The organism is Ekhidna sp. (assembly GCF_040220215.1).
In the GTDB taxonomy this organism is placed as follows: domain Bacteria; phylum Bacteroidota; class Bacteroidia; order Cytophagales; family Cyclobacteriaceae; genus Ekhidna.
Window position 1 is genome coordinate 119,290 of the sequence record NZ_JAVJTR010000025.1, and the last position, 24,455, is coordinate 143,744.

Annotated in this window: 24 protein-coding genes; 14 read left to right on the forward strand and 10 right to left on the reverse strand. The window is 41.9% G+C overall.

Annotation, left to right across the window (positions count from 1 at the left end; genetic code table 11):
- Positions 1-41: 41 nt before the first annotated feature.
- Entirely contained in the window at positions 42-2,927 is a 2,886-nt protein-coding gene (gcvP, locus tag RIC88_RS16870) for an aminomethyl-transferring glycine dehydrogenase (RefSeq protein ID WP_350218745.1), read from the forward strand.
- Positions 2,928-2,969: 42 nt separating this feature from the next.
- Here gcvP and RIC88_RS16875 read toward each other — a convergent pair whose 3' ends face one another.
- The 6 genes from RIC88_RS16875 to RIC88_RS16900 all read right to left on the reverse strand — a co-directional run bounded on the left by RIC88_RS16875 (position 2,970) and on the right by RIC88_RS16900 (position 6,581).
- A complete protein-coding gene (locus tag RIC88_RS16875) occupies positions 2,970-3,686 on the reverse strand; it encodes a hypothetical protein (protein ID WP_350218746.1) in 717 nt (238 codons plus the stop codon).
- A gap of 102 nt (positions 3,687-3,788) precedes the next feature.
- Positions 3,789-4,220, reverse strand: a complete 432-nt coding sequence (locus RIC88_RS16880; protein ID WP_350218747.1) for a hypothetical protein — start codon at positions 4,218-4,220, stop codon at positions 3,789-3,791.
- Positions 4,221-4,341: 121 nt separating this feature from the next.
- A complete protein-coding gene (locus RIC88_RS16885; RefSeq protein ID WP_350218748.1) occupies positions 4,342-4,914 on the reverse strand; it encodes a hypothetical protein in 573 nt (190 codons plus the stop codon).
- Positions 4,915-4,956: 42 nt separating this feature from the next.
- Positions 4,957-5,094 (reverse strand): hypothetical protein, encoded by a 138-nt coding sequence (locus RIC88_RS16890; RefSeq protein ID WP_350218749.1) that lies wholly within the window; start codon positions 5,092-5,094, stop codon positions 4,957-4,959.
- Positions 5,095-5,192: 98 nt separating this feature from the next.
- Positions 5,193-5,978, reverse strand: coding sequence for a thioredoxin family protein (locus RIC88_RS16895; RefSeq protein WP_350218750.1), 786 nt, complete (start codon positions 5,976-5,978; stop codon positions 5,193-5,195).
- A gap of 69 nt (positions 5,979-6,047) precedes the next feature.
- Positions 6,048-6,581: a hypothetical protein gene (locus RIC88_RS16900; RefSeq protein ID WP_350218751.1), complete on the reverse strand. Its 534-nt coding sequence runs from the start codon at positions 6,579-6,581 to the stop codon at positions 6,048-6,050.
- Here RIC88_RS16900 and RIC88_RS16905 point away from each other — a divergent pair.
- Entirely contained in the window at positions 6,562-7,596 is a 1,035-nt protein-coding gene (locus RIC88_RS16905) for a strictosidine synthase family protein (RefSeq protein ID WP_350218752.1), read from the forward strand. The two genes, RIC88_RS16900 and RIC88_RS16905, sit on opposite strands and share 20 nt — an antisense overlap.
- A gap of 249 nt (positions 7,597-7,845) precedes the next feature.
- On the opposite strand, the gene RIC88_RS16910 is transcribed toward RIC88_RS16905, so the two are convergent.
- From RIC88_RS16910 to RIC88_RS16920, 3 genes are all read right to left on the reverse strand, one after another.
- Positions 7,846-9,900: a T9SS type A sorting domain-containing protein gene (locus RIC88_RS16910; protein WP_350218753.1), complete on the reverse strand. Its 2,055-nt coding sequence runs from the start codon at positions 9,898-9,900 to the stop codon at positions 7,846-7,848.
- A 73-nt stretch (positions 9,901-9,973) separates the two neighbouring features.
- Entirely contained in the window at positions 9,974-12,838 is a 2,865-nt protein-coding gene (locus RIC88_RS16915) for an FAD-binding and (Fe-S)-binding domain-containing protein (protein ID WP_350218754.1), read from the reverse strand.
- A gap of 64 nt (positions 12,839-12,902) precedes the next feature.
- The gene (locus RIC88_RS16920; protein ID WP_350218755.1) at positions 12,903-13,196 is read right to left on the reverse strand and encodes a GIY-YIG nuclease family protein; all 294 of its coding nucleotides are present in this window, start codon (positions 13,194-13,196) and stop codon (positions 12,903-12,905) included.
- Positions 13,197-13,328: 132 nt separating this feature from the next.
- Between RIC88_RS16920 and RIC88_RS16925 the strand changes: the two genes are divergently transcribed.
- From RIC88_RS16925 to RIC88_RS16970, 10 genes are all read left to right on the forward strand, one after another.
- The gene (locus RIC88_RS16925) at positions 13,329-13,880 is read left to right on the forward strand and encodes an RNA polymerase sigma factor (RefSeq protein WP_350218756.1); all 552 of its coding nucleotides are present in this window, start codon (positions 13,329-13,331) and stop codon (positions 13,878-13,880) included.
- A gap of 80 nt (positions 13,881-13,960) precedes the next feature.
- The gene (locus RIC88_RS16930) at positions 13,961-14,755 is read left to right on the forward strand and encodes a HEAT repeat domain-containing protein (RefSeq protein ID WP_350218757.1); all 795 of its coding nucleotides are present in this window, start codon (positions 13,961-13,963) and stop codon (positions 14,753-14,755) included.
- Positions 14,756-14,772: 17 nt separating this feature from the next.
- Complete coding sequence (locus RIC88_RS16935; protein WP_349566397.1) at positions 14,773-15,603, forward strand: DUF4097 family beta strand repeat-containing protein; 831 nt, start codon at positions 14,773-14,775, stop codon at positions 15,601-15,603.
- 12 nt (positions 15,604-15,615) lie between these two features.
- A complete protein-coding gene (locus tag RIC88_RS16940) occupies positions 15,616-16,446 on the forward strand; it encodes a DUF4097 family beta strand repeat-containing protein (protein ID WP_350218758.1) in 831 nt (276 codons plus the stop codon).
- Between the two features lie 105 nt (positions 16,447-16,551).
- The gene (locus RIC88_RS16945; protein WP_350218759.1) at positions 16,552-17,481 is read left to right on the forward strand and encodes a bile acid:sodium symporter family protein; all 930 of its coding nucleotides are present in this window, start codon (positions 16,552-16,554) and stop codon (positions 17,479-17,481) included.
- Positions 17,482-17,596: 115 nt separating this feature from the next.
- On the forward strand, positions 17,597-19,429 hold the full coding sequence (locus RIC88_RS16950; protein ID WP_350218760.1) for a SurA N-terminal domain-containing protein: 1,833 nt from the start codon (positions 17,597-17,599) through the stop codon (positions 19,427-19,429).
- Between the two features lie 86 nt (positions 19,430-19,515).
- Positions 19,516-19,776: a DUF493 family protein gene (locus RIC88_RS16955; protein WP_350218761.1), complete on the forward strand. Its 261-nt coding sequence runs from the start codon at positions 19,516-19,518 to the stop codon at positions 19,774-19,776.
- A 12-nt stretch (positions 19,777-19,788) separates the two neighbouring features.
- Positions 19,789-20,022 carry a 4a-hydroxytetrahydrobiopterin dehydratase gene (locus RIC88_RS16960; protein ID WP_350218762.1) on the forward strand — a complete coding sequence of 78 codons (234 nt, stop codon included), beginning with the start codon at positions 19,789-19,791 and terminating at the stop codon, positions 20,020-20,022.
- 154 nt (positions 20,023-20,176) lie between these two features.
- On the forward strand, positions 20,177-20,446 hold the full coding sequence (locus RIC88_RS16965) for a hypothetical protein (RefSeq protein ID WP_350218763.1): 270 nt from the start codon (positions 20,177-20,179) through the stop codon (positions 20,444-20,446).
- 71 nt (positions 20,447-20,517) lie between these two features.
- Positions 20,518-20,952 carry a YHS domain-containing (seleno)protein gene (locus RIC88_RS16970; RefSeq protein WP_350218764.1) on the forward strand — a complete coding sequence of 145 codons (435 nt, stop codon included), beginning with the start codon at positions 20,518-20,520 and terminating at the stop codon, positions 20,950-20,952.
- Between the two features lie 134 nt (positions 20,953-21,086).
- Here RIC88_RS16970 and katG read toward each other — a convergent pair whose 3' ends face one another.
- Entirely contained in the window at positions 21,087-23,261 is a 2,175-nt protein-coding gene (gene katG, locus RIC88_RS16975; protein ID WP_502880010.1) for a catalase/peroxidase HPI, read from the reverse strand.
- Between the two features lie 64 nt (positions 23,262-23,325).
- Here katG and RIC88_RS16980 point away from each other — a divergent pair, with 64 nt between their 5' ends.
- Entirely contained in the window at positions 23,326-24,192 is an 867-nt protein-coding gene (locus tag RIC88_RS16980) for a DUF3089 domain-containing protein (protein WP_350218765.1), read from the forward strand.
- On the forward strand, positions 24,189-24,398 hold the full coding sequence (locus tag RIC88_RS16985) for a hypothetical protein (protein WP_350218766.1): 210 nt from the start codon (positions 24,189-24,191) through the stop codon (positions 24,396-24,398). The genes RIC88_RS16980 and RIC88_RS16985 overlap by 4 nt, the downstream gene beginning before the upstream one ends.
- Positions 24,399-24,455: the final 57 nt, after the last annotated feature.

Consider the following 24,455-nt stretch of genomic DNA (forward strand, 5'->3'; position numbering starts at 1 on the left):
GTGTCCTGACGTAAATTTGCGGCCTCTAAACAGTGCCCCTGATGAAATTAAATCTAAATGATCGTGTAGAGTTTGAAAGAAGACATAATGGACCTTCGGAAGAAGAGGTTACGAATATGCTTCAAGTCATCGGTTTAAATTCGGTTGACGAATTAATCCGAGAGGCTATTCCCGCTCCAATTTTGAAGAAAAAGCCCTTAGATCTTCCCCCTTCATTAAACGAATTCGAATATTTGAACCGAATGCAGAAGGTGGCCCACAAGAATAAGGTTTTCAAGTCATTCATTGGGCAAGGATACTATAATTGTGTAGTGCCAACCGTTATCCAACGAAATATCATGGAAAACCCCGGATGGTATACTGCTTACACGCCTTATCAGGCGGAAATAGCTCAAGGAAGGCTTGAAGCACTGATCAACTTTCAAACGATGGTTATCGATTTGACGGGGATGGAAATTGCCAATGCATCGCTCCTTGACGAAGCTACTGCGGCCGCTGAAGCCATGACCATGCTTTATGGTTTAAGAAAGGGGGATAAAAAATCATCCAATAAGTTTTTGGTAGACGAAGAGGTTTTCCCTCAGACGCTTGACGTACTCAAAACCAGGGCTCTTCCATTTGGCATAGAGCTCGAAGTGGTTGATCTGGCAAATGTAGATCTCAGCTCTCAGGAAATTTTTGGCGTATTCTTCCAATACCCAAACAACTCCGGGTCGGTTAGGGACTGGTCTTCTATAGTTTCTGAAGCCCAGGAGAATAATGTCTATACTGCATGTTCTACGGATTTACTTGCCCTGACACTCTTAACTGCGCCTGGTGAGTGGGGTACCGACGTGGTGGTTGGCACAAGTCAAAGGTTTGGCGTGCCTATGGGATACGGGGGGCCTCATGCAGCATTTTTTGCCACCCGTGATGCATATAAAAGATCCATTCCCGGTAGGATCATCGGTGCTTCCAAAGATGCTCATGGGAATGATGCCTATCGAATGGCACTTCAGACACGCGAACAACACATTAAGCGAGAACGAGCAACATCAAACATTTGTACAGCTCAAGTCCTCTTAGCGGTGATGGCCGGTATGTACGCGGTATATCATGGTGCGGTGGGTCTAAAACAGATTGGAGCCAGAACACATGGATTAGCCAAAGAGACTGCAAACACAATTGCTCAGTATGGTTTTGAAAATCAGAACACTTACTTTTTTGATACACTTAGAATCCCCCTTGATTCAGATCAATTAGTGCACCTGAAAAAATTAAGTCACAAAAGCGAAATCAACTTTCGGTATTTTGAAGATGGGGTTGGCATTTCATTTGATGAGTCGCATACCGTCCATGACGCCAATGAAGTAGTAAAGCTATTTGCCCGATTAGGTAATGCATTCGAAGCTCCGATTGTAGAAGATTTTGAAGTGGAGTTTCCATCGACTCTCATGCGGACTACACCGTTTCTGGAGCATGCTATCTTTAATCGATATCATTCGGAGCACGAATTACTTCGCTACATGAAGCAATTGGAAAACAAAGATATTTCGCTGGTTCACTCGATGATTTCTTTGGGTTCATGTACCATGAAGTTGAACGCCACCACAGAAATGATCCCTGTGACCTGGCCTGCGTTCGCTAACATCCATCCGTTTGCCCCAAAAGATCAGGCGGAGGGTTATGGTATACTCATCAATGAGCTACATGACTGGCTGGTAGAAATTACCGGATTTCATTCCGTTTCGTTCCAACCAAATTCCGGAGCGCAAGGAGAATATGCCGGGCTGATGGTTATTAAATCCTATCTGGAGGGAACAGGGCAACCAAATAGAAATGTAGCCTTGATCCCATCGTCGGCACACGGAACAAATCCCGCCAGCGCTGTAATGGCAGGTATGCGGGTGGTAATTGTGAAATGTGATGAAAATGGAAACATCGACGTAAATGATTTAAGAGAAAAAGCAGAAACGCATAAAAAAGAACTTGCCGCCCTGCTGGTCACTTATCCTTCCACCCATGGTGTGTTTGAAGAAGCAATTATAGAAATCTGTGAAATCATCCATGAAAATGGTGGCCAGGTCTATATGGATGGTGCCAACATGAACGCTCAGGTAGGCTTAACTTCTCCCGGAATCATCGGGGCAGATGTTTGTCACCTGAACCTTCATAAAACATTTTGTATTCCTCACGGAGGTGGTGGCCCAGGAATGGGGCCAATCGGAGTAGCAGAACATTTAACCCCATATCTTCCCGGACACGTAACTGAGCATAACAGCAACCCGGCAGTCTCAGCGGCAGCCTACGGTAGTGCCAGTATCTTGCCTATCCCACATGCTTACATTGCGATGATGGGGGCTGAAGGTCTTACCAATGCAACAAAAATGGCTATTCTCAATGCTAACTATATCGCGGCAAGGTTAAAAGATCATTATCCTGTTTTGTATGCGAATGATAAAGGGCGAAACGCGCATGAGTTGATCATCGATTGCAGACAGTTCAAAAAGTCAGGAATAGAAGTGGAAGACATTGCAAAAAGACTCATTGATTATGGGTTCCACGCACCAACGGTTTCATTTCCTGTTCCGGGTACCATGATGATTGAACCAACTGAAAGCGAAGTACAGGAGGAGCTGGATCGCTTCTGTGAAGCCATGATTGCCATTCGCGCGGAAGTTCAGGAAGTTATTGATGGGGTAGCTGATGCAAAAGACAATCCACTTAAAAATGCCCCACACTCTTATAAAGTGCTTGTTGCAGACGAGTGGAAGTATCCTTATACCAGGGAAAAAGCTGCTTTCCCAGCTCCGTATGTTAAGGAGAACAAATTCTGGCCAACTGTGAGTAGGGTTGACAATGCCTATGGTGACAGAAATTTGGTATGTAGTTGTTTGCCACTGAGTGAATATGAAGATGTGGAAGCGGCTATTGAGGCGGAGGCTTAAGCAACAGAAAGGGGGCGATTTGCTCCCTTTTTACACTGGCCATTAAAAAAGATACACTGTTATTCCAGTTTTATCTGAGTATATTTTTTGCGTCCCCAATGTGATATTATCTATTCTAGGCAAGTCAATCTTATGCAAAAGTGTATCATAATGTTTAATGACTTTCCCTGTTGGCTCACCGCTTTCATCATATTCATCTATTTCCTTTTCAAAGATTATCTTTCCCGTTGAAAGATTGTAATCGACACTCTCGTAACTTGGCAAGTTCATGTACGAGCTGGAGAAACCAATAAGATAAAAGTCATCATTTTGATACCTATACTTATGTGTTTTGGACCATTTATCTCGACTACCACCGAAGTGGTGAATAGTTAGAATTCCGTTTATTATCTCCATGTTTTCGTATCCACTTCCCATCATTCCACCTGATTCGCTAGGATAAATTGCTTTATTTGAGGATTTCAATAGGAGCCATTCAGGGTTGTTTTTATAGGCTTTATCCGTATTTTTTTTATAGATATGTAAAAACCTTACATTCCCCAATTCAGCTTCCAAGTTTGAGTCATAAACTACCACCAGCTCGTCGATATTATCATTGTCTAAGTCACCAACGACAGAGTCTATTTTAATAAGCTTAATTGAATCATGAGTCTGGCTCAAGGATATTTGTCCATAAAACAGCGCGAATAAAAGCCAGAAAATTCTGATGCTTGTAAGATATGACCGTTTTGCCTTTTCAAAATTATTAATAGATCTCATTTTGACTTATAAATTATAAACAACTACACCTGAATCAAGTGCGATTTTAATTGGTGGCATTTTCCTGCACCTGATTTTCCTGCACCTGTACGTGACAATTAATTAAGTTAATATGAGAATGGGGATTATACAACCATTTTCTTCTGGACACAAATTCGTACATTCAATCCATTCTCCATCTATTGTTGGATGTTGACACATCTCCCCTCCCGGACTACCTCCTCCCCCAAAGTCATCAACCTCCGGTTCCGGACCGGCCATTTCACGCACAAGCCGACACGTTATCACTGTATGGCTATACTCACAGTCATCCGGCTGACCGGATCGTTTAGTGCAGTAGTAGTAATCCGTGGCATAACACTCCGTCCTGCCTCCCGCTTCTGTGCCAATTTTCCACTCAGTGACAAACTCCCCTTTCTTATTCAAAATACCGTAGTGGCTGTTGATGCCAATCCATAACAAGTACATAGCCGGTGAAAAGGCTGTCGTTTGTTGTAGCGACTGGTTGAACAATCTCAAGGTGAATTTCTCCATCCTTACGGTAGGAAAAAACAAAGGAACGCAACTGATAATAATTTTCTTCTCAAGTGAGTTGTCAAATCTTGTTTGTGTGTCTCAAAATATCAGTGAAGCTTAACTCATCATACTGAGCCATTCACAAGATCTTTCTTTTAAACCAAATTCGTTCGACTGATTCTTTATCCGTTCTTAAATCAATCTGTATGAAACTAAAAGCTTTTCCATATTTTTTGGTTAACGTTAGTTCTGGTGTTGCTTTTTCAATTTGTATATTATCCTCACTTCTAGCCGATATTGATTTAAGGAGAGGGTTTATAGATTGGCTAACACGTACTTCGTTCCCAGAAATCGAAACGTTTATTTCTGTTCCATCAATTATGATTTCACTCAATTCTATTTCACCACTGTAATTTGTGTAAATCAAAGTAATACCATCATAAACAAATGTCCACCATTCATCAGCTGGAGTTTCTTTATAGTCTGAATCCAGCGGTTCGCCGAAAACTTTCAGGCTTTCAAAACCATCCCCAGGGAAAATCAAACTACCAACACTTACGCCATTGATATTAAAATCGAACTTCGATTCTCTTCTGATAAGCATAGATTCCTGATCCTGAGCATTCAACCCAAAAACCAAAAGTATTAGCCAGAATAAAACGAAAGCATTTTTATTTCTAATTGCAATCATAATTTTCGATTGTTTCTCCATTGCTGTCAAATTTTGTGCTTAAGTAGTTTTCGATATTAAGTTTCATGCTTTTTCGCTTTCAAAATGTGCTTTGACATCCGATACTTCCAGCTCATGATTTCTTTTCGATTGCTCTATAGGATTTTCCCTACAGGAAAAAATTGTAGCTATTAAGATAGCCAGATAGGTAATTCTCTTCATTTTCCAAGTTAGGTTCAATAAAAAAAGCCCTTAAAGTTATAAATAACGGCAAGAGCTTTTCCAATACCCATTTTCGGGTAATTTTATGAAACTGTTGATCAATCGAGCTGAGCTAATAGTTCTTTGGAGGTGATTTTATCCATAAACTGTTGCATTTTATCTGTTTGGCCTTCACATTTATAGCAATATGCCATGATAAAGTTTTTCATCTCTGCTTCCTCCATCTTATCTACTTTTTTCATGGCTTTCTTGTAGGCTCCTTTATATGCCTGATTCAAAATAAGATTGAATTCAGCCTCAGTTGCCAAGGCTTCAGATGATGATTCTTTTACCGATTTTTTGAAGTGCTGATCACTTAGGTTCAGGACATCCCTTTTAAGAGTCGGGCTTTCCATGTTTTTTGCTGCATCCTGATACCACGCTCCCAAAGTAAAATAGGTGTTAGCATCCGCTTGATTCTGTATTAATTTAGACAGATGATCTGATGGTGCAGGAGTGGACGGAAACTCCTCAAAAGCTGTCATATATGGTGAGGCACTTGAAAAACCGATTTCTTCCCAAACTGATTCTCCTGAAGCATCCATGATTACCACTTTGGGGATGGTGTTAGCGCTGTATTTCAAAGCGGTGTTTCTATCAGAATCCACGTCTATTTTGAGAAAAATAAACTTATCCGCATAAGCATTCATCTCTTCTGTATTCCACATATCGCTATCCATCTTCTTACATGGTCCACACCAGATTGCCCAAAAGTCCATCACAATAAGCTTGTTTTCATTGAGCGCCTTTGCTCTTGCAATGTCATAGTTTTTTATCCATTGTAATTGTCCAAACGAAAAAGTTGCTGTAAAAACAAACAACATCAAAACTGAGATTTTCTTCATGTCTATATTTTTTAGTGAATTAGGTTTTGTAAAATTAATTTTTTTTACATAACCTACAACTGCTTTGCTTTACATTAGGTTACATAACCTGATCTCAAAAGATCCCTCGACTTTGTTCTCATTGTCAAGAACAGCTTGTAGATATCCTATTACTATCTGGTTATCGATTGCGTAAATTTCCATGAAGCCACTTGTGGCAGTTATGTTTTGTGAGGTAGAAATTTCGAATGTGACTTGAACCTGGTTGGGATCCAGGGCCTGAGGTGTTACAAAAAAGCTGCCCTCGGCTGGTTTAAATATCGCTTTAACGTGAGTTAAAGAGGGGTTGGGTTGAGAGCAGGGGTCACCTACGGTTTCTTCACTTGATAGAAAACGAACCCGGTATTTAAAATCAGACGAGATTAGATATCCGTTTGCGGATTTGTAAGACCACTCCTTTCCGTCAATAAATCCCTCAAGCCTATTGGCGGGAAGCTGCACATCGTCGCTATTGCATCCGGTTAAAAAAAAAGTAAGAAGAAGAAATCCAATCAAATGGATTTTAAAAGATTCTCTACTTTTATGAATTACACCTTTAAACACTATGAAAAAATTCTTACTCACACTTCTAATCATTGTCATCCTGATCGGCGGGTTTATCCTATACATCTTTTCCTCCACCGGATATTTCCGTGAAATTAATAACACTGAATCGTATGAAGTTATTGCAGAAATTCCGATGAAGGGTGCAGAAGACTTTACTATAAGTTATGAGGATGGGTTTATGATCATCTCACAGGATGACCGAGCTGGAAGAAGGGATGGCAAGCCATCACAAGGTCATCTTTATTACCTGAATCTTGACTCAGACAATTTTCAGCCAAAAAAACTCACTGCAAATTATCAACTTCCATTTTATCCACATGGAGTCAGTTTATTGAAGCTGGATTCTGCCCATTATCAAATATTGGTTGTCAATCATGCAAGAGGTCATACCATAGAAAAATTCGAATTGTTTGGAGATAGTTTAGCCTATATGGTCACTTACAAAGATGAAAGTATGATCAGTCCGAATGATGTGATCGCCTTGGATAAGGATTCGTTTTATTTCACCAACGATCACGGATATACCAGCTATTGGGGAAGAATGGCAGAAAACTATTTAGGAGTGGCAGCCTCCAACGTCATGTTTTATGATGGGAAATACAGAAAAGTAGCGGATGGCATCAGCTATGCCAATGGCATCAATATTTCAATGGATCGACAGCAACTTCTCGTTGCTTCACCCAGAAGCTTTAAGTTGAAATACTATGACATTTTGGAAAATGATGATCTTGTACATGATCGGGACCTGAATGTGGCTTCCGGTATCGACAATATTGAATTGGATTCTGAGGGAAATCTCTGGATGGGTTCGCACCCCAACCTTATGGCATTTGCCTCCTATGCTGCAGGAAAAAAAGAAATTGCTCCTTCTGAAGTTATTAGAGTGATAGATGGAGAAAAAGTGGAAAGCTTATTCGAAAATGACGGTGCTTTTGTCTCTGCCAGCAGTGTAGCTGCTCCATATAAAGACCTGATTTTCATTGGAACGGTGATGGATGATCGGCTAGTGATTTTGAGGAAAAAGTGTGTGTAGATAACTCTTTTTGAGCGGCAGTGATATCGTAAGCTCTTATTTAACCTATCCTTGTAGATATTCTCGTTTTGAAAATCTTGGAAAACCTTCTTTCTTGTTTGGGAAATAATACTTGACAAAGGGATGTATCTACATGAACCAGCGATCCGGGATACAATTATTTAGGGCAAATAACTTTTTCATTTTGCTTCCAAAAGGTCGAAAGGTAATTTACTGTCTAATTGTATTATGCAAATTTTGTCTTGGGAGTCAATAACCCTTTAAGATTTTAAAAGTTCGGTTGGTTTCTTTAAGGTGAATAAAATAGATGCCATGCTTGTGCTTTCCTAAATCAAAGCTTAGGCTAGAGCCATTGGTACTTTGTGATTGTAAAAGCCTTCCTGCAGAATCAACCAACTCGAAAGTCAAAGGTGTAGAATTGTTTAACACTTCGATGACCACCAGGTTGGATGAAGGATTAGGGTAAATCAAAACGTCACGCATCTCACCCACTCCTAATGCATCTATTACTATTAACACCTGTTCCACATCTTCAGCAGCATGATAATTTCCATTCCCCATTTGTGACGCTGTAAGGGTTGTTGACCCTTCACCTGCGATTGTAACAACACCATCTGATGTTACAGTCGCTACAGAGGTGGCGGAGGAAGTATATGTCACCTCTAGGTTGGATGAAGTCGTAGCGGTAAGGACAAATGAGTCGTCATCAATATCTTTAATAGGTAAGGGATTAAAAGTGATGGTTTGACCGGCCTTATTAACCGTGATGGATTGTATAACATCATCAGCAGGGTTATAGTCGTCATTTCCTGCCTGAGAAGCTGTGATATTGCAAGATCCGGCACCATTTATAGAAACTGTTGAACCTGATATAGACACTATGTCCTCATCGGAACTGAGATAAGCGATTTGAAGAGATGATGTAGTAGTTGCTTCCAGTTCAAAATCCGGATCTCCGAAGGTAACATCAGCAAGAGGATCAAAAGTAATTGTTTGATCCATTTTATCTGAGAGATTATATTTCCATAAATCATATTCATCTTCAATGTCATCGCTTCCGATAAAATAAAGCTCTCCATTGAAAATGGTTTTAAGGTCATGAACATAGAAATCTGGAGCTGTTGTTATGACAGATGCACCGTCAGTAGGGTTGTAGATTCCAAGGTTATTATCGATACGATAGTAGAGATTAATGCCGTCTGATAATATTTCCGTCCTGTTATTTACATCCGGCACCACAACCGTTGTTCCTTCATCCGTGCCATCCGATTTCCAGAGGTGGCTTTCTGCCACGAAATAAATCTCCCCCATATAGTCAATGAAGTTTTCCGGGAAGCTATCGCCTGCTCCTTCGTCTAAATCCTTAACCAGCCCTGTTCCAGGGGCCGTACCATCAGTTTTGTAAAGCTCAATCCCCGCATCATCATCTGCCGCTCTGAAAAAGAGGTTGCTGCCGGATGCAACCATTGGGTCATTGATGCGGCCACTGGTGAGAATATCTGTTAATTTTTCAGTGCCAGCAATGGTGCCATCTGAAATCCAAACTTCATCTTTAGTTACATCGCTAGCGGTCCAATTGTAAAATAAGATATTTCCCTGGTGAAAAGTCACATATTCAGGGTTGGCATCCGCTCCTAGGTCAGAAAGCTTGTTTGTGCCGACCTCTGTTCCATCGGATTTCCACAATCCAAATTCGGATGCTTCCGCAGCAATAAAATAGAGTGTTCCATTCGCATTCGCTATATATCTAACTAATGAGCCTGTTGCCCCAACTTTTATGTCCTTCACCTGAACTGTACCTCCTTCTGTTCCATCTGAAATCCATAGTTCTTCACCATCTTCATCCTGTCCGGTAAAAGCCACTCCACCATCAAATTCCACAATGTATTCAGAATCAAATCCAAAGTTATTTCCTGAGTAAATATCCTTTACGAGAACAGTGCCGGCTTCAGTACCATCCGATTTCCATAATTCCTGTCCTGTGGATACTCCTTCATTTGCAGCAAAATATAAAACGTCATTTACAACTAAGCCAACTGGTTGATTAGGCATCCCACTTCCAGATGTATGGATGTCTTTTATCATGACTGTTCCACTGACCGTACCATCTGACTTCCACAACTCTCTACCATTTGCGGAAGATGAAACCGCAAAAAAGACATAATCATTATTTTGATCAATGTAGATCCAGCTTGATCCAACGGAAGCATTGCCGTTAAAGACTAAATCGTATTCTTCTTGTGCTTTCGCATAAAAAGTGAAGCACAGAGCTATACAAATGAGGAAAATTTTGTGATGTAACATGGTGAGGGTGAGTTGATTACCCTCAATTTAAATAAAAAAAAGAATAGGTTGTATTATTCTAACTTCTATCTATTTATAAAATCTCCACAATATGTCTCGCTACTTTGCCCGTTCCATCCAAAATCTGATGGCGACAGGATGTGCCAGATGCCAAAATGATCGTGTCCTTTTCTGCTTCCCGTACTTTAGGGAAAAGCACCAGCTCGCCAATTTTCATGGACACCTCAAAGTGTTCTTTTTCATAGCCAAATGAGCCTGCCATTCCACAACATCCACTTGGGATCATTTGCACATCAAAACCTTCGGAAGCCTTTAAAATCTTAATAGTAGGTGTCATTGATGAAAGTGCTTTTTGGTGGCAATGGCCATGTACCAGTATTTTCTTTTTAGATCTTGGGAAGTCTTCTGACTTCAGCCTTCCTACTTCCAACTCCCTAGCTAAAAACTCTTCGATCGTAAAGGTTTTCTCGGCTACTTTCAGTGCCTGTTCCTTTTCTTTTCCCCGAAGCAAATCAGGATACTCATCTCGGAACGTCAGTATCGCGGAAGGTTCAATTCCTACCAGACAGTTATCCTTCTTGAGAAGTGAATGAAAGAGAGCCACGTTTTGCTCGGCCAGCTCTTTCGCTTCCTCCAGCATGCCTTTAGATAAATATGCTCGTCCACTGATGGCATGATTAGCCGCTCTCACTTCATATCCCATCCGGTCCAGAAGCATGATTGCCTTTTTGCCGATCTCCACATCCAGGTAATTAGTAAACTCATCAAAGAAGAAGTAGACCGTCTTTTTAGGTTTCCTCTGAAGCGAATGAAATTTCTTATCAAACCAGGATCGTAAGGTCTGATTCGCCATCTTAGGGATCGAGCGTTTTGAAGCAAATCCCAACATCGGCTTGGACAGATTTCTGGTCAGGTTAAATGCCCAGGGAGCTTTCTCAAACCGCTCCATGCTTTTCGCATAATTGGCGATCATCCGGGTTCGAAAAGGGGCTCCTTTTTCTTTCATTGACTGGTACTGCCACTCGGCTTTCAGCTTTCCCATATCCACATTCGATGGACATTCTCGTTTGCAGCCTTTGCAAGACAGGCAGAGGTCCATTACCTCTTTGATTTCGGGCTGTGTGAATGGGTTTACTTCTTTGGATCGAGTGAGCATTTCCCGTAGAATATTGGCTCTTGCTCTGGTGGTGTCTTTTTCGTCCCGGGTGGCCTGATAGCTGGGGCACATCGTTCCTCCGGTCAGTTCCGATTTTCGGCAGTCGCCTGATCCGTTGCATAGTTCCGCAGCACGAACAATTCCTTCTTCTTGTGAGAAGTCCAACATGGTCTCAAACTCAGGAGTATCTTGATTCTTCTCGTACCTGAGTGACGAATCCATCGGCGCTGTGTCAACAATCTTCCCTGGGTTGAAAATATTGTGAGGGTCCCAGGCAAGCTTCACTTTTTTAAGTAGCTGATAGTTTTCCTCCCCGATCATTCTTGGAATGAACTCTCCTCTCAAGCGTCCATCTCCATGCTCCCCGGAAAGTGAGCCATTGTATTTTTTGACCAAATCGGCGATCTCTTCAGCAATGGTTCTGAAGAGCTTGACTCCTTCTTCTGTTTTCAGGTTCAGATACGGGCGAAGGTGCAATTCACCGGATCCGGCATGCGCATAATGCACACTATACAATCCATACTGGTGTAATATTTTGTTGAAGTCGCCAATGTAATTGGGGAGGTCTTTTACGTCAACGGCAGTGTCTTCGATAACCGGAGCGGGTTTTGTATCTCCTGGAATGTTGGATAGCAGGCCCAAACCGGCCTTTCTCAGGTTCCAGACCTTGGTGATATCATCTCCTTTGATAATCGGAAATGCATAGCCTAATCGTTGCTTACCCACTTCCGTTAGAAAATTCAGGATACGGATATCTACCTCTTTTTCCGTTTCACCTATCAGCTCGACAACCAGTATAGCCTTAGGTTCACCTTCTACAAAAAATCGATTCTCCGCTTGTTCTTTATTTCTTGCAGTAGCCTCCAGAATGTAATGGTCCATCAATTCACAGGCATAAGGCTGATAATTAAGCGCAATCAGGTTTGCTTTCAAGGCATCATCGATTGTTTTGGTATGAATGCAAACGAGCCTCTTATGACCTTCTGGTATTTTGGTGATCTTCAGTTTGGCGGCTGTTACAAACGCTAACGTTCCTTCCGATCCGGCTATCAGGGAGCAGAAGTTGAATGGTTTTCCATCAGGATTAAAGGGCTGCATATCTGCCAGCATATCCAAGGCATACCCGGTGTTTCTTCGTGGGATGTTTGGCTTAGGGAATTCCTTTTTGATCCGCTGGACATTCGCTTCATCCAAAAGGATATCCGAGATGTTTTGATATAGCTGGTTTTCTAATTCAGATGAACCTCGCAAATCATCGTTTTCCTTGAAATGCACTTCCGAACCATCGGATAGCAATGCCTTCACCTCCAGTAAATGTTCTCTCGTACTTCCATAAACGACAGAGTTGGAACCACAACTGTTGTTTCCAATCATCCCTCCGATCATCGCCCGATTGGCGGTGGATGTTTCAGGAGCGAAGAAGTAGCCATGTTTTGATAGCTCCCGGTTGAGTTCGTCACGTACAATTCCCGGCTCCACCCAGGCATATTCTTCCTCAAGGTTGACTTCCAGGGTTTTTGTGAAATGTTTTGAAACATCTACGACAATTCCACCACCAACTACCTGTCCGGCCAGGGATGTTCCGGCTGTACGAGGAATCAGCGAGGTTTTATTTTCAGCAGCAAATCGAATGAGATTTTTGAGGTCTTCATCAGTCTTTGGAATCGCTACACCCTCCGGTACTTCCCGATAGGCAGATGCATCCGTAGCATAGATATGACGGATGGCTTCTCCGGTATGCAGCTCGCCTTTCAATTCCTTTTTTAGACTTCCGAAGTTCATAGGTCAAACCTAGCTGAGATTTTTCATTATAGCACGTCACCTCGAACGAATGTGAGAGGTCTCCTTAATCTAGCGAATCATGAAGATCGTCCCAGTTGGGATTAATTATATTAATAAGTATCGATTTCTTTCTTCTCCCGAATTTCTTAATCTGCTTCTCTCTAGTAATAGCTTCTTCGATCGTTGGGAGATGCTCAAAATAAACCAGTTTAATAATGTTGTACTTCGCTGTAAAGCTTTTGGGATATAACTTGTTTTTATGCTCATAAACTCTTGAATAAAGGTTCGATGTAACACCAGTATATAGCACAGTATTGTGTTGATTGGTCATAATATATACTGAACCCCCTCGCTCCATTTCATAAAAATAGTGATCTGGCTTAAAACAAGGAGACTTCTCAGTCGTACCTCCTTCGAAGTGACGAAAGAAATTTCCAATCCCGATGTAACCTTCCGAAATTAGGGGAGTTTCCCCGACAGAATGCACCAAATGAACCTACTGGAAGACCACAGTTTGATGTTGAAAGTGAAAGAAGGAGAGGTAGAAAAACTCAACCTGCTTTACAAACGGTACAGTCGCCGATTCTTTGGCTTCTTCTATGGAATGACCCATGATGGAGCGACAAGTGAAGACCTGGTGCAAAACGTCTTCATGCGGATTTTGAAGTACAAGCACACCTATAAAGAAAATGGCGATTTTGAGGTGTGGGCCTTCCAGATGGCGAGAAACGTGCATCACGATCACTACCGAAAGAATAAACGATATGCTTTTCAGGAGGACATGAATCCCTATGAAGAGCGATTGAGTGAGAATATAAATCAGGAGGTAGAAATGGAAAAAAGTGATGAATTGAATTACCTGCAAAAAGCACTCGCCAACCTATCAGAAGAAAAGCGGGAGCTGATTGAGTTGGTACGGTTTCAAAAAGTGAAATACGCCAAAGTGGCGGAGATGCTGGGTGTGACGGAAAGCGCCATTAAGGTACGTGTACATCGAATATTAAAAGAATTGAGAGAATCCTACATAAAAATGGACATCTAATCCCCCTTTGAAGGGGGGTGTGGAGGATGTGAGATGGCAGGGGGATGTAAAGAAGAACACTAATCTCAAAATGAGATATTATGAAAATAACAAATAAAAAAGCGGAAGAACTCTGGCAGGATAAGCTGGCAGGAAACATCAGCGAGAATGAAGAAAAGGCATTGAAGGAGTTTCTTCTATCCAATCCTGAGAAAGCTAAGAAGCTGAAAGACCTGGAGCAAACCTGGGACTTGTTTGAGGAGATCGAACGACCTGAACCGAGTGATGCCATGGATGCCCGCTTTGAAGGAATGATGTCCGCTTATTCGGAGAAGCAAAAAGAAGTTCGTCCAAATGTGCTGGACTGGATTGTAGCACAAATGACCAAAAGCTGGCAGGTAGGTCTGGCGTCATTGGTGATGGGGCTGTTTATTGGTTGGTGGATGTTGCCATCTCAGGATCAGAAGCAGGATATTGCTCAACTGAGCAGTGAAATCCAAAGCATGAAAGAAATGATGATGCTTACCCTCATTGAGCAGCCGAAGGCACAGGAACGTATTCGTGCTGTAAATATGGCTGCCGATATGCCAAAGGCAGATGAGAAAGTGATTAATGCATTGATATCTACGCTGAATAACGATGATAATATCAACGTACGATTAGCCTCTTTGGAATCTTTGGTGCGCTATGTCGATGAGCCTGATGTTAGACATGCTTTGGTAGATGCACTGAAGATGCAAGAGTCGCCGCTGATGTTGGTTGCCATAGCAGATGTGTTGGTGGCCATTCAGGAAAAATCATCCGTGGATGCCATGGAAAAGCTGAAAGAAAATACCGAAGATGAATTCGTGAAGGAAAAGCTTAACGAAAGCATCGAAACACTCAAGAATACATAAACTCAAAATAAGGACTAATGAAATTATTACTCATACTATTAACGCTGATCAACCCGGACCTCAAGGAGGACAGGATCGTGATCAACAAAACATACGATATTCCAAATGCTGAGAAAATGCTGGTAATGATCCACAACATGAATGGGGATGTGACGGTGGAGGCCACTGAAGGAAATCAGGTTTCGCTGGATTTAACCATTGAGATTTCAGCATCTTCTGATGATTTAATTGACCAGGCAAAAAGGGACTTAAAGCTTGGAGAATACATCAAAAATGACTCACTGGTTTTGTATATGAAAGCGCCATTTATGAGAAGGTGTGATGGACAGCAGTTTTGGGGATACAATATGAATGATGGCCCTGACTATTCTTTCAAATATCAGTACAAATTGAAGGTGCCAAAAAAGATTGCTATCCATGCAAAAACCGTCAACAATGGAGACGTGCTGGTAAGGAACATGGAAGGGAAAGTAATGGTGAGCAATGTAAACGGCGACATTGAGGTTGAAAACGTCCACGATCTAAGACGTGCTTCAACGGTCAACGGAGATGTGGACATCACGTTTGTGAAAGCCCCTCAAATGCCGGTAAAGTTCCATACCGTAAATGGTGACTTTACTTTCGAGCTGCCGGATGACTTCAATGCGCAGGTATATTTCGACAGCATGAATGGGGATCTGTATACTGCATTTGACTACAAACGGATGAGTCCCAAAGTAGAGAAGAGCGAACGTAATGGAACCTTCAAAATTGGAACCAAAACCGGCGTAGAAATAGGGTCTGGTGGCCCTGAACTTTCGTTCAAAAGCATCAATGGAAATGTTTATTTGAAAAAGAAGAAATCATAAATAGATAAGAAAATGAAAAAGTTAATAATCATATTATTTCTTGTAGCCTCAGCTAGTGTGTGGGCACAGGATTTCAACGAGCGTTTAGTAATTCCGCTCAGTTCACCAAATGCGAAAGGCAAATTGGAAGTTGGCCAAGTTCGTGGTGACATAAAAGTGGAGGCCTATAATGGTAAAGAAGTGATCATTGAAGCGACAGCTAAAACTTCTGATCATGACCATGATGGAGATTGTGTTAGCTGTGATGATAAAGGCGACAATGATCGATCGGTTCCGGCTGGGATGAAAAAGATAGCTAGCAGTCCGATTGAGTTGAGCGCTTCTGAAAACAATAACAGAGTAAAGATAGAAACCAACTCCTGGAAGAAACCAATTAATCTTTCGATTAAAGTTCCAGCCAATTTTGATCTTGAAGTTTCTACAGTACATGGGAAAGTAGATGTAACAGGAATCAATGGAACTCATGAGATTTCAGCCGTGCATGGCCCTTTGACTTTGAAAGATATGAGTGGGTCTATTGTGTCAAATACGGTTCATGGAGACATCATTGTAAATTTTATTAAAGTGACTCCAAATGAGCCCATGTCATTTGTAACCCTGCACGGAAATGTAGACGTGACTTTTCCTTCGGGAATCAAGGCAACCGCCAAGATGCGATCAGATCGGGGCGAAATATTCACGGATTATGATATGACAGTAGACCGATCAAAACCAGAAGTGAAATCAGATGATGGAAAGTATAAGGTATCCATCAATTCCTGGGTATTTGGTGCTATCAACGGTGGTGGTCCGGAGTACACGTTTAAAAACATGCACGGAGATATCATTATCCGGAAGAAGTAAATCTTTTTAAACGTCATCGCGAACGTATGTGAAGCGATCTTAATTTTAAGATTGCTTCACTCCTTCGTCGTTCGCAATGACGATCATTTATTTTATCTTGCCCTGATGGATTCGATCGATCAGGTCACACTCAACTTCAGTGAAGCCAACTTATTTTACCTTAATCTAAGTCTTGGATTCATCATGTTTGGCGTGGCTATCAACCTCCGCGGGGAAGATTTTATTAGGGTGTTGAACAATCCGAAAGCAGCTTTCGCAGGCATCTTATCACAGTTTATCATTCTTCCAGTTCTTACATTTCTTTTGATTCTAATCATTCAGCCTCGTGCCAGTTTTGCACTAGGGATGATGTTGGTGGCGGCCTGTCCGGGAGGGAACATCTCCAACTTCATGTCTGCAATGGCCAGAGGAAATGCAGCACTTTCCGTAAGCTTAACCGCGGTATCAAGTACGTTGGCCATTATTCTTACCCCTATTAACCTTACTTTATGGGCAGGATTCTATCCGCCTACAGCAAATATCCTCACGGAAGTCAGTCTTGATTTCTGGCAGCTGCTGAAGACCATCACTATGCTGCTGCTCATCCCTATTGTTTTGGGCATGGTTTTAAGAAAGTGGAAACCGGGAGTTGCGGACCGTCTGCATCCTGTTATGCATTACAGCTCTATTGGAATTTTTGTGGCCATTGTTCTGATGGCTTTCAGTGCCAATTTCGATCTCTTTCTGCAATACATTCATCTGGTGATTTTACTTGTTCTCGTTCACAATGCCATTGCAATTACAGCAGGATACCAGATGGGAAGGGTTTTCAAACTTGATGAGCAGGATAAACGGTCCATTGCCATAGAAACAGGCATTCAAAATTCCGGGCTTGGATTGATCCTTATTTTCTCCTTTTTCGATGGATTAGGGGGGATGGCGATAGTAGCAGCCTGGTGGGGCATCTGGCATATTATTTCAGGGTTGAGCATTGCCTGGTTTTGGAATAGAAATGCAGAATTATCCACAGCCACCGTTCCTGATTCGAATGGTTAATTAAGGCATGTGATAATCAAGACATTAACCAGATTTCCTGAATATTTCTTGTGAGTAGCCAATAGCAAATTATTTCCTTATTTTTGCCGACCTCAAAAAGAGCATTTAGAAGATTATGGCACTAATAGGAATACTGAGAAACAAGATGGGTAAGATCGTGGTGGGAGCAATCATGGTCACCATGGTAGCATTCATTGGCACAGATTTAATTGGAAACTCATCTATTTTAGGTGGAGGCGATAACCCTGACATTGGGGAAATCGCAGGAGAGAATATTTCCAACGCACAGTTTCAAAACAAGGTTGATGAGCTGTCTTACAATTTTGCTATCAACACTGGAAGAAATCCACTGCAGGAAGAGACTGACCAAATCAGAAATCAGGCCTGGAATGCATTGATTCTTGAAAAAGCATATGAAAAGCAGTTTGAAGAACTTGGCATTGCAGTAACCAATGCAGAGCTGGTGGACATGGTTCAGGGCAGCAACATCAGCCCTCAGATCATGCAGTTTTTCGGGGATCCTCAAACCGGTCAGTTTAGCAAAGAAAATGTGACTGCTTTCCTGGGAAGCCTTAAGCAGGCACCCCCTCAGCAAAGAAATTCCTGGATTGCATTTGAGCAATCACTGATTCCAAGCAGAAAGCTTGAGAAATACTCAAACTTGTTCACTAAGACCAACTATGTGACCAAATATGAAGCGAAGGATGAGTATGTAAGTCAAAATGCCAATGCAACCATTGACTATATGTATGTACCGTTTTTGAGCGTTTCAGATTCATCTGTCAGCGTTACAGACAGTGAGCTTAAGGCCTACTTAGCTAGCCACAAATCAGAGTTTCAGCGAGAGGAAACGCGTAATATGGAATATGTCATTTTTGACATTACCCCTTCAAGTGCTGACTCAGCGATTGTAGCGGACGAGGTTGCTGAGTTTAAGCTGTCTTTAGAAACAGCTACTAACGACTCAAGCTATGTGAGCATCAACTCTGATGATCCATATTCATTCATCACGTACTATGAAGATAACTTACCGGCATCTCTACAGGGCCAGGAAATTGGATTTGTTTCTGAGCCTGAAATCGTAAACGGATCGTACGAGTTTTACAAGCTTTCACGAAAAGATGAAATCACTCCTGACAGTGTGCTTTATCGGGTAGCTAAAATGAAGAAGGAGTTTTTCGTTTCGGATGAGACCATCAATGAGGTTTACAGACAAGCGGATCTATTTGCAGCATCTTCCGGGAACCTTGAGGAGTTCAGAAGACTGGCAGAAGAGCAGGGACTTAACGTTAGAGAGGCAAACAGAATTGGTAAAAATGCACAGCGTGTTGGACCGATGGTAGAGGCAAGAAGCTTAGTGCTTTGGTTATACAATGACGCTAAGACAGGAGCTGTTTCTGAAGTGAAAGAAGTAGGAGATAGATACGTAGTGGCTGCCATGACTGCTGAGCAGGAAGAAGGCGTGGCAAACCTGAATGAAGTTAGAAATCAGGTGGAACGTAAAGTAAGAAATGAGAAGAAAGCACAAACGATCATCAGTAAGCTTAATGGGCTTGATGCTTCAGATGTTGAGTCGTTAGCCATTGCATATGGTGACGGTGCGAAGACAGGGACTGCCGATTTTCAGCTATTCTCAAACAGTATTACCGGAGTTGGTTATGCTCCGGAAGCAATCGGGCTTTCGTTTGCACTGGATGAAGAAGAAATTACTAAAGGGTTTGGTCTTCAGGATGGTGTAATCGTTGTGAAGCTTATTGCAAAAGACATTCCTGCAGATGTGGATGATTATTCAACGTTCGCGTTGCAAGTATCACGTCAGCGATTGGGACAGAATGCCATGGTTGCAGATTTCCCACTTTCATACTTCCGATTATTCGTTCCTAGAAAAATCGATGATGCAGTGAAAGAATTCGCGGATATCGAAGACATGAGATATAAGTTCTTCTAAGAAGCTAAGATTTTATTCTAAAAGCCATTCCGAACTTTATCGGGATGGCTTTTTTTATAGTACTGGATTCCAATTAAATTGAATGTATGAGCTGGGACGAAAAAGCATTTGTTGAAAAGCTTGAGGGAACACATGACTTCCCTGACAATTACACCTTTAAGTTTATTGTAAAGCCGGAGCATCAGCCCAGGGTTGAAGCATTATTGCCCGGTGCAGAAATTAAACTCAAGCCCAGCTCAGGCAATAAATATGTGAGTATTACCTTGAATCAGAAAATGAATTCAAGTCAGGAGGTAGTAGAGGTGTACAAGCAAGCCAACAAGATTGAAGGAATCATTGCACTTTAAAAATCAAGAACTATGAGTTGGAAAGAAGAAGACAACAAGCTTAAAAAGACATTTAAATTCAAAAACTTTGTTGAGGCCTTTGGCTTTATGAGTCAGGTAGCAATCATTGCAGAAAAGATGAACCACCACCCCAATTGGAGCAATGTGTACAACACGGTAAGCTTCGAATTAAACACCCATGATGCCGGTGATGTAGTGACTGAGAAGGATCATAAGCTCGCGGAGGCCATTGATGGGTTGGTTTAATTTTCGCCACATCTGAGATGACTCGATACAGATCTTTCCGCGCCCATCACCTTCTGCCAAGTTCAGGATGACATTTCGATCAATATTCTTAGATATGTACATGAATTAAGCCTTCGATCTTATTTTCAGCTTGATTTTGGATTAACTTTATTAGATGACGCAGAATCAAAAACTCAATGCTATTTTGAGGCATCTGGATTATATATCTAATCATAGAAATAAAAGCATCCTGACAGCCTCAGATGTTTCAAAGTACTTTTTCAAAGAATTTGAAGTAGAGATTCCTCTTGGGGAAGCCAAACGTCTGTGTCAACTTTTGATTGATCACAATGTGGTAAAAGATGTTGATGCAGCCGATGAGCTATGTATTGGATATAGCAATTCCACCTCAAAGGCATTGCAAAACGCAAAATTCATGGGTTAAACATGATGACTTCCAGAAGACAATGTACTCGATCTCCTCATCTTTCCCCCTGCATTCCCGTACCTAATGCTATGAGAACAATCACATCTATTTTCCTGATCATCTTTTCCTTCATTGTCACAGCTCAGAAAAATCCTATCTATACTAGCAATGATGGCGCAATCAAGGGCTATGATCCTGTGGCGTACTTCAAGAAAGGCGAACCAGTTAAAGGAAGTGAATCTTTCAAACTTGAGTGGAAAGGGGCCGAATGGCTTTTCAGTTCACAGGAAAATTTGGAAGTTTTCAAGGCTGAGCCAGAGAAATACGCACCTCAGTTTGGTGGGTATTGTGCCTATGCCGTTGGGAATGGTTATACGTATGAATCCAGCCCTATGACCTGGCGTATTGTGGACGGGAAGCTCTATCTCAACTATAGCAAGGGCATTCAGAAAAAATGGGAGGCTGCTCAGGGTGAATTAATTAAAAAGGCTGAAGAAAATTGGCCGAGGTTAGTGGAGGAGTGACTTATCAATCCACCTAATGTATCGACCTAAATTAAGTTTTCAGCTAAACAGTTTAATAACAACTAGCTATTAAATAAAATTTTCCAAAATCAATCAATTCGAAACCCTTTGAGACAGCCTTCCATAACTAGTTCTTAATTCAAATCGAATCGATCCGCATTCATCACTTTTGTCCAGGCTGCAATGAAGTCATGGACAAATTTTTCTTTGTTGTCATCTTGTGCGTACAACTCTGCATACCCTCTCAAAATTGCATTGGAACCGAACACCAGGTCTGCCCTTGTTGCGGTAAAGGCAACTTTTCCTGTTTTCCTATTTTTTCCTTCATAAAGGTTTGCTCCTTTGGGCTCCCATTTATACGTCATGTCTGTCAGGTTCACAAAGAAATCATTGGATAAAGCTCCCACATTATCAGTGAACACTCCTTCCTTCGAGCCACCATAATTAGCACCCATCACACGCATACCACCTACTAGCACCGTCATTTCAGGGGCTGTAAGTCCGAGAAGCTGTGCATGATCCAGCATCATTTCTTCAGCGGTAGCCGCGTACGCTTTCTTCATGTAATTTCTAAAACCATCGGCCACTCGCTCTAATGGCTCAAAAGCCTCAACATCTGTCATTTCTTGCGTTGCATCACCTCTTCCGGGAGCAAATGGAACCGAAACATTGTGTCCAGCAGCCTTAGCTGCTTTTTCAACACCCACACATCCTGTCAATACGATGGCATCTGCAACACTTGCATTGAATTCATTCGCGATTGGTTCGAGCTTTGAAAGCACTTTTGAAAGTCGTTCGGGCTCATTACCTTCCCAATCTTTCTGTGGTGCCAATCTGATCCTAGCACCATTGGCTCCACCTCGCATATCAGAACCCCTAAAAGTTCTGGCACTGTCCCATGCCGTAGCTACCATATCCTGAATGGAAATTCCAGCTTCTGCGATTTTCTTTTTCATCGCACCTATGTCGTATGATGCGTTACCCGGTTCAATTGGATCCTGCCAGATCAAGTCTTCTTTCGGCACTTCCGGTCCGATGTATCTCACCTTAGGTCCCATGTCTCTATGGGTTAGCTTAAACCATGCCCTTGCAAAGGTCTCAGAGAAGTAAGCCTGATCATCTTTGAATTTCAGAGAGATTTCTCGGTAAATCGGGTCCTCCCGCATAGCCATGTCTGCGTCTGTCATTATGGGCATGGTCCTAACCGAAGGGTCTTCTACATCCACAGGCATGTCTTCTTCTTTGATATCAACAGGCATCCATTGGTTTGCACCGGCAGGGCTTTTCTTCACTTCCCATTCATGCTCAAAAAGCATTTTGAAATAACCATTGTCCCACTTGGTAGGCTCTGATGTCCAGGCACCTTCAAGACCACTCGTGATTGCGTGTCTACCAACTCCTCCGTTTTGATTATTCGACCAACCAAAGCCTTGCTCTTCAATAGGCGCTCCTTCCGGTTCGGGACCTAACTTATTGGCATCACCATTTCCGTGTGCTTTACCTACTGAATGACCGCCTGCTGTCAGTGCTACGGTTTCTTCATCGTTCATGGCCATTCTTTTAAATGTCTCTCTCACTTGAGCTGCCGTTTTAAGTGGATCAGGGTTTCCATTAACACCTTCAGGGTTCACATAAATGAGGCCCATGTGGACAGCTGCCAAGGGATTTTCGAGTGTGGAAGGATCATCGAGGTTTTCATAGCGCTCTTCACTAGGTGCAAGAAATTCTTTTTCTGCTCCCCAATAGACATCCTTTTCAGGGTGCCAGATGTCTGGTCTTCCATAAGAGAACCCAAACATTTTCAATCCCATGGTTTCATAGGCAGCATTCCCTGCTAAAATGTAAAGATCAGCCCAGCTGATTTTATTACCATATTTCTTTTTGAGGGGCCATAAGAGCCGTCTGGCTTTATCTAAGCTGACATTGTCTGGCCAGGAGTTCAATGGAGAAAACCGTTGGTTTCCTGTACCTGCACCACCTCTTCCATCAGAGATTCGATACGTACCTGCAGCATGCCAGGCCATACGGATCATAAGCCCACCATAGTGACCCCAGTCTGCCGGCCACCAATCCTGACTGTCTGTCATCAAAGCATGCATATCTGATTTTATAGCATCAAAGTCTAATTCTTTAACTGCTTCTCTGTAATTAAAATCTTCATCATAAGGATTCGTTTTGGAGTCGTGTTGACTAAGGATATCCAGGTTAAGTGAATTTGGCCACCAGTGTTTATCAGTTGTGCCGGAGGAAGTATTGCCTCCATGAAATGGGCATTTGCCAGCCCCATTTGAAGATGCGTTCATATTCATTTTAGAAAAGGTTTAATATTTTAACGTTAGTAAATGTACTATTTAGATTATTTATAATATTTATATGTCTATAAGCTCATCTTATGTAAGATTATTGTGTGGTTTGTTGGTTTTTTCTGTCTCTCTGAACCTACCTGCCCAGTCGAAGAAGAAGTTCAAAACCAAATATGATCGGGATGATTTAGAGCTGGCTCCTGCAGCACCTGATTACAATAAAATGAAGTACTGGATTGCCCATCCGGAAGTTCAGGATATGGCTGATGAAGTACCTGGAAAAGGTGAGCTTAAAGAATATCAAGCCAGTGCCGAGGTAGATGTTTTTTTCATTTATCCTACCATCTATTCCAAAAAACAGGACAAAGAGTACCCGTGGTTTGCTGATGTTAATGATGAAAAGCTAAACAAGGAAATAGCAAACTCAACAATCAAGTACCAGGCGAGTGTGTTTAATGGTTCTGCAAAAGTGTATGCACCCATTTACAGGCAAGCACACATTGGAATTTACCATATGGACAATCTCCCATTGAAAGTAGAGGCTTTAGAGTTTGCTTATACAGATGTGAAAAGAGCATTTGAATATTACCTTGAAAACTGGAATCAAGGCAGGCCAATTATTATCGCCTCGCATAGCCAGGGAACAAACCATGCGACGAAACTACTTCGTGAGTTTTTTGAAAATCGACCGTTGATGAATCAGTTGGTGGCTGCTTACATTGTAGGAATGCCCATGGATAAAGGCACTTTTTCATACGTTCCTGTTTGCGACAACCCTTTGGAAACAGGTTGTTGGTTGACTTGGAATACCTATGCGCGTGACTACTACCCGCCTAATCATGATTTCTGGTATGCGAATGCCTTGAATGTAAACCCCCTGAGCTGGTCGACTGATACAACTTACGTGAGTTGGGGTGAAAACAGAGGGGCATTTTGAAGAATTTTAAGAAAATCAGACCTGGGCTTTCTGACGCTCAGAATATGGATGGCATGCTATGGATCAATAAGCCTAAATTTTTTGGCAACTTCCTTATCAACTGGAAGCGCTATCACACTGTCGATTATAATTTGTTTTATATGAACATCAGAGAAAATGTAGCTGAGAGGGTGGAGGCGTATTTAGAGGTGTCAAAAGGTCAATAGCGAATAAAGCCAAATCTGAACGCCTCATTATGTCTTTAAAATTAGAGTATTTCATTT